This window comes from Thalassobacillus sp. CUG 92003 (genome assembly GCF_013618635.1).
GTDB lineage: Bacteria > Bacillota > Bacilli > Bacillales > Halobacillaceae > CUG-92003.
This window is the reverse complement of the sequence record NZ_JABLSJ010000001.1, coordinates 227,612-241,149: the sequence shown is the minus strand read 5'-3', so window position 1 is coordinate 241,149 and position 13,538 is coordinate 227,612. Positions and strand designations below refer to the sequence as shown.

General features: G+C 48.4%; 9 protein-coding genes. 2 read left to right on the top strand and 7 right to left on the bottom strand.

Annotated features, from left to right (window positions below; genetic code table 11):
• Positions 1-3 precede the first annotated feature (3 nt).
• The 7 genes from HOP45_RS01085 to HOP45_RS01055 form a co-directional block, all read right to left on the bottom strand.
• Positions 4-843 carry an ABC transporter permease gene (locus tag HOP45_RS01085; protein WP_181346988.1) on the bottom strand — a complete coding sequence of 280 codons (840 nt, stop codon included), beginning with the start codon at positions 841-843 and terminating at the stop codon, positions 4-6.
• A gap of 13 nt (positions 844-856) precedes the next feature.
• Complete coding sequence (locus HOP45_RS01080; protein ID WP_181346986.1) at positions 857-1,798, bottom strand: ABC transporter permease; 942 nt, start codon at positions 1,796-1,798, stop codon at positions 857-859.
• Positions 1,799-1,868: 70 nt separating this feature from the next.
• Entirely contained in the window at positions 1,869-3,428 is a 1,560-nt protein-coding gene (locus tag HOP45_RS01075) for an ABC transporter substrate-binding protein (protein WP_181346985.1), read from the bottom strand.
• A 1,615-nt stretch (positions 3,429-5,043) separates the two neighbouring features.
• Positions 5,044-6,585: a BCCT family transporter gene (locus tag HOP45_RS01070; protein WP_370457923.1), complete on the bottom strand. Its 1,542-nt coding sequence runs from the start codon at positions 6,583-6,585 to the stop codon at positions 5,044-5,046.
• Positions 6,586-6,679: 94 nt separating this feature from the next.
• Positions 6,680-8,122 carry an FAD-binding oxidoreductase gene (locus HOP45_RS01065; protein ID WP_181346981.1) on the bottom strand — a complete coding sequence of 481 codons (1,443 nt, stop codon included), beginning with the start codon at positions 8,120-8,122 and terminating at the stop codon, positions 6,680-6,682.
• Positions 8,123-8,143: 21 nt separating this feature from the next.
• The gene (locus HOP45_RS01060) at positions 8,144-9,583 is read right to left on the bottom strand and encodes an FGGY-family carbohydrate kinase (protein ID WP_181346980.1); all 1,440 of its coding nucleotides are present in this window, start codon (positions 9,581-9,583) and stop codon (positions 8,144-8,146) included.
• A gap of 27 nt (positions 9,584-9,610) precedes the next feature.
• On the bottom strand, positions 9,611-10,387 hold the full coding sequence (locus tag HOP45_RS01055; RefSeq protein ID WP_219914432.1) for an SDR family oxidoreductase: 777 nt from the start codon (positions 10,385-10,387) through the stop codon (positions 9,611-9,613).
• Between the two features lie 270 nt (positions 10,388-10,657).
• Between HOP45_RS01055 and HOP45_RS01050 the strand changes: the two genes are divergently transcribed.
• Positions 10,658-11,224: a glycerol-3-phosphate responsive antiterminator gene (locus HOP45_RS01050; protein ID WP_181346977.1), complete on the top strand. Its 567-nt coding sequence runs from the start codon at positions 10,658-10,660 to the stop codon at positions 11,222-11,224.
• 1,614 nt (positions 11,225-12,838) lie between these two features.
• A complete protein-coding gene (locus HOP45_RS01045) occupies positions 12,839-13,486 on the top strand; it encodes a cupin domain-containing protein (protein WP_181346976.1) in 648 nt (215 codons plus the stop codon).
• The last annotated feature ends 52 nt before the right edge of the window (positions 13,487-13,538 follow it).

The window sequence follows — 13,538 nt, the reverse complement described above, 5'->3', positions numbered from 1 at the left end:
ACTTCAGGAGGATTCATTTTTCAATTTCGGATCTAAGGCATCGCGCAGCCCGTCCCCCATGACATTAAAGCTAAAGACCGCCATCGTGATGGCAATCCCCGGAAAGACTGCAATCCACCAGGCGGATTCCATCCAGTTTTTCCCCTCACTCAGCATGATCCCCCACGACGGTGTATCCGGGGAGACGCCCAAACCGAGAAAGCTTAAAGCAGCTTCAGCAAGAATGGCAAACGCGAACGACAAGGTAACTTGCACAATCAGCGGGGCCATACTATTAGGCAAAATATGCTTCCACATGATTTTCACATTGCTGATGCCCATCGACTTCGCCGCATCAATGTAGAGCGAATGTTTGATCGTAAGCACCGACCCGCGTGCAATTCGCGCAAATATCGGCGTATAGACGATGCCTATCGCAATCATCAGGTTGGTCAAGCTCGGCCCTAAGATGGCCATGATCACTAAGGCAAGCAGGATATCCGGAAATGAGAACATCACATCCGTCAAGCGCGATAACACGTGATCCACCCATTTGCCATAATAGGCCGCCACCACGCCGATGATCGTTCCGGCGACGAGCGAAATCCCGACAGAAATGATGCCGACTTGCAATGAAATCCGGGTCCCGTAAATGATCCGGCTGAGAATGTCACGGCCAAATTGATCGGTTCCTAGCCAATGAGCCAGACTCGGACCTGCCAAGGACTCGCCGCCCGACATTTTGTACGGATCATAAGGGGCAAGAATCGGCGCCACGATAGCCGATAGGATGAAGATGCTGATCATGATTAGGCCGAACATGGCGATTTTATTTTTCTTAAATTGATACCATATATCGTTCATGCTTCCTACCTCCTTAGTACCTTATCTGCGGATTCAAAAACCCGTACACGATATCGACAATGAGATTGATGATGACGAAGGCGCTTCCAATAAACAGTATCGTCCCTTGAAGCAGAGCATAATCGCGGTTGGTGATCGCTTGTAAGGCAAGCTGCCCCACTCCCGGGAGTCCAAAGATCTGTTCCACGACAACCGAACCGCCCAATAAGTAGCCCGTTTGAATACCAAGCACGGTCACAACAGGCACGAGCGCATTCTTCAACGCATGCTTGATGATGAGTCGTGAATTCGAGACCCCTTTGGCGCGCGCCATTTTAATATAATCCTGATTCGTCACTTCCAACATAGACGAGCGTGTCATCCGCATGGCTACCGCCGCAACAGCCGTTCCAAGCGCAATAGCCGGCAAAATCATACTCTGCAAGTTGCCCCAGACACTTTCTGCCAGTCCAACAAATCCACCTGAGGGAAAAAGGCCTGCATACAATGATAGGAAAAGAATCATCAAAGTACCCAACCAGAAATTCGGAATCGAAATCCCCAGCATCCCAAACAGGCTCGCGCCATAATCAAACTTGCTATTTCGTCTGATCGCCGCAATCGTCCCTAATGGAATCGCGATGATGATGGCAATGAGGACACTGAGCGTCGCTAATTCAATCGTAATCGGTAAACGGGCCAGGATAGCTTCCAGCACTGGTGTATTCGTGAACTGAGAATACCCGAAGTCCCCTTGCACGACATTTTTCAGCCACAATGCATACTGCGTAATCAGAGGTTCATCCAGGCCATATTTGGCCCGCAAGGCCTCAGCCTGCTCCGGCGTATAACTGTTGCCCAGCATGGCGGTTACGGTGTCCCCGGGTACTAACCGCACCATGAAAAAAACCAGCACAGAAATGCCAAACAGCACAGGAATCGATATCAGCAGACGTTTAATAATGTAGGCAATCATCCGAGTCCTCTCTCCTTTCAATCGAAAGAGAAAGCGACCCATGAGAGATTAAAGGTCGCTTTTTCCAACATTACTGTGCTACTTTCGTATTTTCTAAAGAAATCGTGGTAACCGTTGGATCGACGTTGAAGCCTTCGACACGATCACGGATGGCTGATATTTGCGGATTCGCATACAAGAACACCATCGGCGCATCTTCAGCAATGATTTTTTGAGCTTCTGCATAGATTTCTTTTCGTTTTTCCTGATCCATCTCTTTACGCCCCTGTTCGAGCAATTGATCGACTTCCGGATTCGAGTAATTTTGCTGATTGTACATGCCTTCCGTATGGAATATGTTGTACAAATACTCATCCGGATCAACAAACCCGACCCAGCCGACGACCGTCGATTGGAAATCCCCGCTGCCTAACTGTTCAAAAAAGACACTGTTTTCCTGGGACACAACTTCGAGCTCAATCCCAACCTCTTTAAGCTGCTGCTTGATCATTTGAGCCGCATCAATCTGGGATTGGTTGTTGCTCACTTTCATCGACAGCTCCAGGCCATCGCCATAGCCTGCTTCTTCAAGCAGCTCGCGGGCTTTATCAAGATCCCGTTCCGGATAAACCTCTTCCTCCATGTGAGCCCAATGATTTTCGGGAATGTTGCCGCCACGCAGCGGCACAGCTTGTCCAAACTTCACGGTCTCATTAATGGCATCCCGATCGACTGCCCACGCAATCGCTTGACGCACCTGTTTATTTTCCATGACGTCATCTTCCACATTAAACCCGACATATTCCCAATACGTCCCGAGCACCTCTTCGACATTGACACCTTCCGCTTGCTCAAGCCGCTCCACATTCTTCGGCTGCGCTTGCAAGATGATATCAATTTCACCATTACGGATCGCTGTCGTCCGTGCCGTTTCATCAGGAATGGCACGCCACACCACTTGATCAAGATGAGGCTTGCCTTCTTTGAAGTAATCATCAAATTTATCCAGCACCATCTCCTGGTCCTTCGTCCATTCATTCAATTCAAAAGGACCACTGCCCGCATCGACACTATCCAATTCTCCGCCATTTTCCTCTACAACCGTCTGATTCACAATCGCATTCATCGGATAAGCAAGAAACGTCAAAAACGGAGCAATCGGCTGTTCCAAGTTCACAACGACTTCGGTTTCAGAAGGCGTCTCAATCGATTCTACCGCCGAAAACTGATCCTTTCTGACACCATCCTCCATCATCCGTTCAAACGAATATTTCACATCCTCTGACGTCAACGCATCCCCGTTATGGAACGTCACACCCTCATGCAGCGTAAACGTATAGGTTGTCTCATCTTCAGAGAGCTCATAATCTTCAACCAACTCCCCTTCAACCTCACCATATTCACCCGCAACATAACGGAACATCGTACTATACATATTTTCAATATAGCGCATCGACGCCGCATCCGTTACCATATGAGGGTCCAGACTCTGAGCCTCAGATAAATCCGAAATCGTCAACGTCCCGCCATCGCCCGCTTCCTGATCTCCACTATCATCGCCTCCAGAATCTGTACTCTCCGTCGGATCCGTGCAGCCAGCCACAACAAACAGCAACGCAATCATGACTAAAATAAATGATTTAAACCTCACGACTTCTCCCCCTCATGATTTTTCATAGAATATTCAGAAAATAGTGTAAATTCATCATACCTGAAAATCCGACACATTTATTCGTTATATCCTCTGAAATTAAAGCCTGTTGTTTGTGAGATCTACCAAATTGACTGGTTTGATAGACTTTCAAAATTCCACGATTGTGGAATTTTTTCATTATGTGATGCGGTTTTTGTGGGATGGAGCAGGGCGGGGATTGGGCGGGCGAATTATATTGGGAGTGATCTGGCTTGATTTTGTGCTGGTTTGGAATGTATTACGGTTCTTTTTGGATTGTAAATGTGGTGAGGCATGTAAATCTCTCATTTCGGCTTATAAAATCTAGTAACCGGGATGGTGCTGTACTGATTTGGATCGGTGCAGGGCTGATTCGGCTCGAAATATTGAGAAACTGGCATGTAAGGTGGGAGCTGAACCTAGTTTGGCTTGTAAATCTAGTTACTTGGATTGTAATTCTCTCACTTCGGGGCGTAATGCTCACGTTTCAGCTTGTAAGCCAGCGGGGTTTTTGCTATCTTTCGAGGGTCGGCATGGATTTGTTGAGGTTTGGCATGAATAGCGGGATGTTCGGCTCGTAAATCTAGCATGGTGGATTGCAAACTAATCAAAGTTCAATAAGAAAATCCCACGGCCGTGGGATTTTCCATTTGGATAGGTTCAGGCAATAGCTGGGCTGGGAGGGCCGGCTTATATTGTGGGGGAGCTGGCATATTTCGGTGGTGGCTTAGCCTATATTTGATGGTTCTTGAAATGTAAATGGGTGGAGGAATATAACATGCTGAATCTGGCATGTAGCAGGCCCGATTCGGCATGGTGTAGCGGTAATTTGGATCGGTGCAGGGCTGATTCGGCTCGAAATGTTGAGAAACTGGCATGTAAGGTGGGAGCTGAACCTAGTTTGGCTTGTAAATCTAGTTGCTTGGATTGTAATCTTCTCAGTTTGGCGCATAATGCTCACGTTTCGGCTTGCAATCCAGTGGGGCTCTTGCTCACTCCCGATGTCCGGCATGAATACTTAAGGTTTGGCTCGAATAGCAGTATGTTCGGCTCGTAAACCTAGCATGTCAGATTGCAAACCAATCGAAGTTCAATAAGGAAATCCCACGGCCGTGGGATTTTTCATTTGGTTAGATCTTGACTTGCTTTGCTTGCATTGTTGAGGAGAAATGATGGTGGAGGCCTCTCATTTGGCTGGAAAATCTCCTCCTTCGATGTTACCTCTAAATATATCAGTCTAACTTACTCAGATATCGGTCTAAATCCTAATATATCAGTCTAACTCGCACTCTTATCGGTCCAACCCGCCTTTTATCAGTCTAACCACCACATATCAGTCTAATTTCTCGTATATCGGTCACAACGCTCTAGATATCGGTCCAAATCCCGATATATTAGTCTAACTCGCACTCTTATCGGTCCACCCCGCCATTTATCGGTCTAGCCACCACATATCAGTCAAACCTCTCGTATATCGGTCACAACGCTCCAGATATCGGTCCAAATCCCGATATATCAGTCAAGCTCACACTTCAAGTCCAACCTCCCCTCCCCAACATAAAAATCCCACCGAAGTGGGATTTTTACATGTAATCTATTTATCCTGAGGATAGCGGTCAAATTTACTAGGGTTCCGCATAATGAAGATCAGCGAAAGGATACTGAATATCCCCAGGAACAGGGCGGGAAAGCCGCCAAGATACGATAGGGTTTTGATCCCTTCGACATCGAGCGTTGCGATGAAGATGAGGGCGACGGCTCCGACGATGACACCCCAGGTAATTTTGATCAAGACAGGTGCTTCCTGTGCGCCCTGGGTGATGCCTTTGGTACTGATACTGGCCATGGCGTTCGTGGTGGAGTCGGTGGCGGTGATGAATGAGAGCATGACGGCCAGTAGGTACAGGGCGATGAGTATGCTTGAGAATGGCAGTTGTTCTAGAACGGCATAGGCTGCGGCTCCTGTGCCCTGGGAGTCGATGATGCCGGCGATGTCAACTTTTCCGGTCATTTGGAAGTTGATGGCTGAGCCGCCGAGGACGGTCATCCAGAGCACGCTGAAAAAGCCGGGGATGACAAAGTTCATCATGATGACTTCTTTTACTTTGTAGCCGTAGGCGATTCTGGCCAGGAAGACGGCGGTAACGGGTGCCCAGGCCATCCAGTTTGACCAGTAAAATGTGGTCCAGCCGCTGGCCCACGTGTCGCCGGCTGCTCCGCCGGTAAATAGGGCTTTTTCAAAGAAGTGAGAAAGAAAGCCGCCGAAGCTTTCGGTACCGACGCTGAACATGTATACGGTCGGACCTAATATGATCAGGGCTGCGATGATAATGTAATAGATATAGATGTTAAAGTCGGCTAGGACGCGGATGCCTCGTAACAGCCCGGTACTGGAGGAGATGATAAACGCGATGGTCCCTACGATGGTGATGACGACCCAGAGTGCGCGGCCGTTATCGATTCCGAGCAGGGAATTGATGCCTCCTCCCATGTTCATGACGGATGTTCCGAATGATGATGAGATGGCCGCTGATACGGCGAATAAAATGACCGCGTCGACGATCACGTTCAGTTTGTCTTGGTTGTAGTTTTTAAAGGCTGGCGATATTTGCGTGCCGACACTGAACGAACGATTCATATTATAGTAGGCAAATGCAAATACGATGGCAGGGACGGAATAGAAGGCATACGGAATGAATGTCCAGTGCAGGTATAGGGTTTCCATGGCAAATAGCGCAGCTTCAGCTGACATGGGTTCGATCCCCAATGATTCAGGCGGGCTCGTCAGGTGGGAAATCGGTTCGGCTGTTCCCCAAAATAAGATGCCGGCTGCGATCGTGGTCGTCAAGGTGACCGCGAACCATGTTTTCTTGCGCAGCAACGGTTTGGCGTCTGGTCCGCCGATTCTGACGTCTCCCAGCGGGGAAAAATACGCAAATATGATTAAAATTACACATACGACGCCGGCGATGCTGAAGATCCAGCCCATGTCATTGGTCATGAACGTCGTAGCGGTCGTCGTTACGTCTAAAAACCACTCATAGCTAACAAAATTCAGGATAATGGTAATCAATAGTAAGATGAACGCCGGTAAGAAAACCAGCGGGCGAATCGCATTGTCTTTTAAAAAGTTCACTTTTTTCCTCCTCAAAAAAATCGCTTTCATAACGTGATGATCAGGCAGGTGCGACCGGGCTAAGCTAAGCCCTGGCCCCTACGCTGATGTTGGATTAATCGTCTGTTGGAAAAATGGTTCCTTTGTTCATAATGCATTTTGGATCGAACGCTTTTTTCAATGTTTCCAGGATGTAGTACGACGAACCGTATTCATCCTTGATCCACGGCGTTCTATGCTTGCCGACACCGTGGTGATGGACCATCGAACCCCCGGCTTTGATTGTTTCTTCGACGATGATCTTGTTGATCGGATAGTGATAGGCCGTGATTTCTTCTTCTGGTTTAATATCAACGAGATCGTAATAGTATACGAAATACATGTTGGTGCCATTCAAGTAACTGTGCGACGAATGGCCGCCGAGCATCGTGATGTGCGGGATCTCTTCGCGAATGCGTGTGATGCAGCGTTCATAAATATCATGAATGACGCTCCATGATCCGGACACTTCCGTCGTGAAGCCGATGTTATTGGAATCTTTGATCGCTTGGCGTTCTTCCTCCACTTTGGACGGATCCCAGTTCAGATTTTCAAACCATTCCTGGATCAGCCGGCTTTCCACGCGCTCGCTTTCACTGTACTGCGCGACGATAGCTTCGATCGCTTGCCCGGTGGCTTCGGCAATCCGCTGCGGACCTTCTGCCATGAAAATCAGCACGCATTTGCCTTGGGAAAAATCGAAATGATCAGCCGCGTCTTCCGGGTCATAGAGACGCGCGACAGAAGGACGGTAGCCTTGCACCATCACCTCACGTAAAATGTCGAAGCCGGTTTTCATGTTATCGAGGACGTAGCCATAGTACTGATTGTGCTCAGGCTGGTATTGAAACACTTTGACCGTGACCTCGGTAATGTAGCAAAGCGCGCCTTCATTTCCGATGATGACGTGGCGGATATCCGGTCCGGCTGCCCGTCGCGGGATGTTCTTGATTTTCGTGATCTCTCCATTCGGAAACACGGCTTCAACACCGACGACCATATCCTCGATGCCGCCATATAACGTGGAGAGCTGGCCAATGCTTCGGGTCGCCACGAGCCCGCCCATTTGAGCCAGCGGTTTCGATTGAGGGGAGTGTCCTGTCGTCAGCCCTTGTTTTCGCAATTCCGTTTCCAAATCCTCTAAAGGTACGCCGCATTTCACTGTGGCCAGCATGTCATAGGAATCAATGCTGACGATGTCATTCATCGGCGAGCCGTCAATGACGAGCGAGTTTTCCACGGCTGTTTCCAGGCCGCCTTCAGTCGCTGATCCCCCGGTCCGCGGGACAGCATTGATGTTATGGTCGTTCATATACTGCAGCAGGCGCGATATTTCCTCAGCGCTCGTCACCTTCACCACCGCAGCCGGAAGCGGCTGGGTGTATATATCGTGGATCGTTTCAAATTTTCTGAACCGGTCCGCACTGTTTTCTTTCAATACAGCTTCATCAGTAATAATCTGCTCCTGAGGAAGCATCGCTTGTACATCGTTGACAATCTGTTCGCGCGTTAATGCCATTGAATAAAACCCCTTTGTAAGTTAGTCATTGAAAAAGGCGGACGCTTTTTGCAAGAGGCCGTCCGTATATGTGGTGATCTGTTGATAAACCTCGTCATTGAAGCGATTGTAGAAAGCTTGCTTGTCTGGGTCCGGTGTAAATGTGTCGCGCACCTTAACCATGTGCCGGGTTGCTTCTTCATAGCTGTCATATTCGCCAAGCGCTACTACGGTATTGATCGCAGCCCCTAAGCTGGCAGCCCCGTTGACGGTATTCCGCTTAGCCGGCAGACCGAATGCATCGGCAAATAGCTGCATCATCAGATCGCCGTTCGACCCGCCTCCTGAGATAACGAGGTTCTTCAGCTCCATATCTTTCTCTTCACACATCGCCTCGACATTCGACTTCATCGTCAAGGCGATCGCCTCTAATATGGAATGATAGATATGGGCACGCGTATGCCGCCCGTCAAAGCCAATCATCATCCCTTTTTTATAAGGCGCATCTGCTGGCGGGAGCCAATCGAGGACCGTCATCAACCCGTCGCTCCCGGCTGGAACTGTATCAGCCGCTTCTTCATTCAACAGATCCTCAGACGACAGGGCGCGTGCTTGCGCCTGTTTGTTCAATTCATCTCCAAACATCTCCTTGAACCAGCTGACCGTCCACATCCCGCGACGAATGCCGTTACTCTCATGCAAATATTCACCAGGGATGGCCGCAAAATTGGACCAAAAATACGTACTCTCCTGCGGGTTTTCGCGCCCATGGACCATTCCGGCAATATACGTCCCCAACGAAATCAGCGCTGTATCTCCTGAAAGGATGCCCGCGCCCAACGCCTCCACCGCTTTATCGTTGGCTGTGGCAACGACAGGCAGACCCGCAGGAAGGCCCGTTTGTTCCGCCGCCGTTCCCGTAACGTGCCCGAGGACCGTGCCCGGATTTTGCAGCGTAAACAGGCGCTCACGTGGGATGTTGTAATTATCAAAGACTTCTTCATCCTCGCTCCAATCCCACATCTCCGTATCTATGGGCCACATCCCCTGGTAGTTGGCCGCCGTATCTCGGAATTCCCCTGTCAGGCGATGCGTGATATAACCGGATGATGTGGTTACATAAGCTGCCTCCGGATGGGTCGGTTCATAAGGCTTGGACACTCGCTTATCCATCCAGCTCATCGCCGGTGAAACGAGTGTGCCATCTTCCTTAAGTACGCACCGGCAAAATCGAATCGTACACAATCCGATGCCGATGATGTCCGATTTGTTGCCCGGAAAATTGGTTAAGGCCTTTTGACTGGCCTCGACAATCGCATCCCACAAATCATCGTCCGGATGCTCCACGTGTCCTGGTTCGGGCATGCTGACAGGCCGCAAAGCCTCGGTACCTTCGCTGACAACGTTTCCTTCCAGGTCGAAAATCACAATCTTCGCGCTTTGCGACCCTTCGTCGATACCAATCACATATTTATTACGCATACCGTTAACACCCTCCTTTCCGATGGTTTACCTGACGAGGTAGCCGCCATCCACAGCTAAAATGTGGCCGTTCACATAGTTGGAAGCCGGACTGGCAAGAAATACGGTCGCACCCATTAAATCCTGTGGTTCTCCCCAGCGACCAGCAGGCGTATGATCAATCACCTTTTCGTTCGCTTTCGGATCCTGCCGCGTGCCTTTGGTAAGGTCCGTCGCATAATACCCAGGCGCGAGCCCATTGACTTGAATGTTGTACTGGGCCAGCTCATCGCAATAAGCTTTCGTCAATCCAGCTAAGCCGTGCTTCGTCGCCGCATAGGCCGGAGATCCCTGGCCGCCATGGAACGAAAACATCGAGCAAATGTTGATAATTTTGCCATGCCGCTGCGGGATCATCTGCTTAGCCGCTTCATGGCTGATCTCAAAAGCAGCCGTCAAGTTGACGTGAATCATCGGATCCCACTTTTCTTTGTCAAACTCCTCAAAACTGGCTACTTTATTCAACCCCGCACTGTTCACGACAATATCAACTGAGCCGAACGCCTCCGTACACGCTTCGATGATCCGTTTCGGCGCTCCAGATTCCGTCATATCCACTTTCATAAATTCCATTTGGACGCCTTCCTGTTCAATCAGCTCCCGGGTCGTGCCATCGTCCTCGGCAAGACTCGGAATGAAAATATTCGCTCCAGCCTTCGCCAATGCTAAGGAAAACGCCTGCCCCAGGCCGGAGTTCCCACCCGTTACGAGAGCGGTCTGACCTTTTAATGAAAAGAAATCCATGTTGAAATCGGTCATACTCATATGCCACTGTCACAATCCCTTCTGTTACTACCCATGAGCAATTTTAGAGCCAAAAAAAAGAGAGAAAAGCATACCTCCCCCATGGGAAGTTACTTTTCTCTCGGCTCTAGTAACTTATATTAGTTCACAGTATATAGGGCTAGCCATGAACCTGTCAACTCCCCCCTCAAAAAGGGGCTCACTCTCGCAGTCTATAAACCGGCAATCTTTCATTTTCCCGTTGCATTCTATATAATGACCATAGAAATCCAACTAAATGAGGAGATAATCATGAGAGAAACCGTCATCCAGACCCTGGAACAAAACCCGGTCATTGCCGCCGTAAAAGACAACGATGGTTTGGAAGAAGCCATTCAAACCGAATGCACCATCATCTTCATCCTGAATAGCAACATCATCAACGTCGGCAAAATCGTCGACCGCATTAAAGCAGCCGGCAAATTCGCTTTCGTCCACGTCGACCTGCTGGAAGGAACCTCTAACCAGGAAATCGCCCTGGAATTCTTAAAAGAAAGCACCAACGCCGACGGCATCATCAGCACAAAAGCCCAAATGGTCCACGCCGCCCGGAACTACGGCTTCTACACCATCCACCGCTTTTTCGTCGTCGACTCCTTCTCCTTCCACAGCATCGACAAACAAATCGCCAACTCCAACCCCCACTTCATCGAAATCCTGCCCGGCGGCATGTCCAAAGCCATCGGCTGGGTCAAAGATAAAATCGACACCCCCATCATCGCAAGCGGCCTCGTCTGCGAAAAAGACGACGTCGTCACCGCCCTCCAGGCTGGTGCGGTCGCCATATCCTCCACGAACAACGAAGTCTGGTATATGTAAATGCTTGTTAAATCCCACCTCGGTGGGATTTTTCCTTTTGATGAGGGTTTGGTGGACTGTATTTGAGGCGGGAGGGATTATAAATGGTTTGGGTTGGCTCGTAACTAGGGTGGGGAATGTAAATGTGTTGATTTGGCCGGAAAAATTTAAGTAGTGGCGTGGTGAGGCTGTGCGGTGGCTCGGTGCTGAGCGGTTTCGGCATGAATGTTTCGTAGATTGGCATGTAAACAGGCTTGCTGGCTGCTGCTGGATTATATCTGCTCTGATTGGGCTTGTATTCAGGTGATGTTGGCTCGTATTCTCACCAGTTTCGCCTGTAATGCTTTAGTTCGAAGGCCAAGTGTCAGGTCCTGGCTTGATACACTCCCGGGTTGGCTTATATTTGGTACAGATTGGCTTGAAAGCGCATCGTTTTAGCCCGTAAATATGCTCAGGATTATTAACATCCGAATTTGGCATGAAAAATCCAGCTATTGGCGCGGTCATGCTGGAAAGTGGCTTGGTGATGCTCTCATTCGGCATGAATGTCTCCTAAACCGGCACATAACAGATGGCTCAACCTGCTGCTAGCTTAAACTCTCTCTGATTGGGCTTGTATTCAGGTGATGTTGGCTCGTATTCTCACCAGTTTCGCCTGTAATGCTCTAGTGCGAAAGCCAAGTGTGAGTGCCGGGATTGATCCGCTCCCGGGTTGGCTTGTATTTAATACAGATTGGCTTATAAAGCTCTATTTTGGGCTCGTAGTTATGGCGGGGCTCGGAGCATGTGTGGTTGTGGCAGGAACTTGCTAGTCGATCAACCAATAATAAACGGAAGAACCCCCGCCAAATAGTCAATACCAGAGAACAACGAGTGAAAGGGCAAACCAAATAGATCCCCAATACGTATTTTTCTTTTGAAATTGGATGAAATAAAAAAGTCCCCACCATATATAAGAAGTCATTATTGAGAAATCAATTCCGGCAAACGAAACTTGACTCATCGCATTTCCAAACCAGGCAAAAAAATTAAATACTGTCATAAGAATTAGAACGATTATGTTGAGAATATGAAACAACCTGCGTCTCATTCTTGTCCCCCAATGTATTTTAACTATGTTATTATCAAAACCATATTAAACCTTATCATACATTTATTTACATAACGAACCTTGAATTGGAGAACTTTAACGAAAGGGGATCTTTAAAAGTGAAAAGTCATTTTATAAGGGTTGTTCTCGCTCTGTCAGTCGTTAATATCATAATTGGATTACTGGTCGGTCAAATTCCATGGGTTGCCTTAGCAGGTAGCATAGTTGGATTTAGCATTGCGGAACTCATAAGAAACAGAAAAATAAACAAGGGCGAAACGGTGGATGTGTCGAATATGTAGCTGCAATAAGTATGCTAAACATAGATTATTTAATCATCTATGTGGTCGCGATTTTTTTTATTTTAATTACAGGGGGGACAATCGTGAAAAAAAGATAGGTTGTCCTCCTACCTTTCAGATATCGATAATGTGGCAGCCTAAATCCCCTGTTCATTCACTTCACACATAGGCAAGTGTCACAACCCTCCCTCTCCATCATAAGATGAATTGGTAATTCTTTTCATGAGATGGAGATGAATAGTTATGGTTAACTCATACATGAACGGTCCTGGCCCAGTTGCAGAGTACTTTTTTGATCTCAACACGAACCGATTGTTCACGCGGAACGCAGACAACTATATTAATCGACTGGGAAGGGACAATTTAAATACGCTCGGCAATACGTCATTGCTGGATATTTACTTAAGCCAGGGGCATGTGGTCGAACCCCATTACCATCAAAATGCTTCAGAGCTGGTGTACTGTATAAGCGGATCGGCTGTAGTTTCTTTTATTAATCCGTTCACCAACGAAGTAACCAATATCCCAATCACGCCCGGCGAAGTGGCGAACATTCCGCAGGGCTGGTGGCACTGGGAAGAAGCAAGCCAAAACAATACGCACTTGCTCGCCATTTTCGACGCCCCTTATCCTGAATACATCTTCGGTTCTGACCTGCTGACTAAAACGCCAGTCGAAGTGTTTGCTCATACGTATTGCATAAATCCTGAAAAATTCCAAGAAGCTATCGCCCCGTTGCATGATCAGACCATTATTATCGGTCCGACCGAGGAATGTGCCGCCTCCCAGACGATGGGCCAGCACATGAACATGCAGCATCCTAATGCTTCCCAAAGGTATTACCAGCATCAAAATCATGCTTACTATTACCCGTATTACTATCCTTATTGATAAAAGGCGCCGCTCAGGCGCCTTTTTCGTTGAGACACGTTGTTTGAATGTG

Excerpts from the sequence above, each read along its gene's own strand:
- HOP45_RS01060 (WP_181346980.1), bottom strand. The coding sequence starts at position 9,583 with ATGCGTAATAAATATGTGATTGGTATCGACGAAGGGTCGCAAAGCGCG.
- HOP45_RS01050 (WP_181346977.1), top strand. The coding sequence starts at position 10,658 with ATGAGAGAAACCGTCATCCAGACCCTGGAACAAAACCCGGTCATTGCC.
- HOP45_RS01085 (WP_181346988.1), bottom strand. The coding sequence starts at position 843 with ATGAACGATATATGGTATCAATTTAAGAAAAATAAAATCGCCATGTTC.
- HOP45_RS01080 (WP_181346986.1), bottom strand. The coding sequence starts at position 1,798 with ATGATTGCCTACATTATTAAACGTCTGCTGATATCGATTCCTGTGCTG.
- HOP45_RS01065 (WP_181346981.1), bottom strand. The coding sequence starts at position 8,122 with ATGGCATTAACGCGCGAACAGATTGTCAACGATGTACAAGCGATGCTT.
- HOP45_RS01055 (WP_219914432.1), bottom strand. The coding sequence starts at position 10,387 with ATGAGTATGACCGATTTCAACATGGATTTCTTTTCATTAAAAGGTCAG.
- HOP45_RS01045 (WP_181346976.1), top strand. The coding sequence starts at position 12,839 with ATGGTTAACTCATACATGAACGGTCCTGGCCCAGTTGCAGAGTACTTT.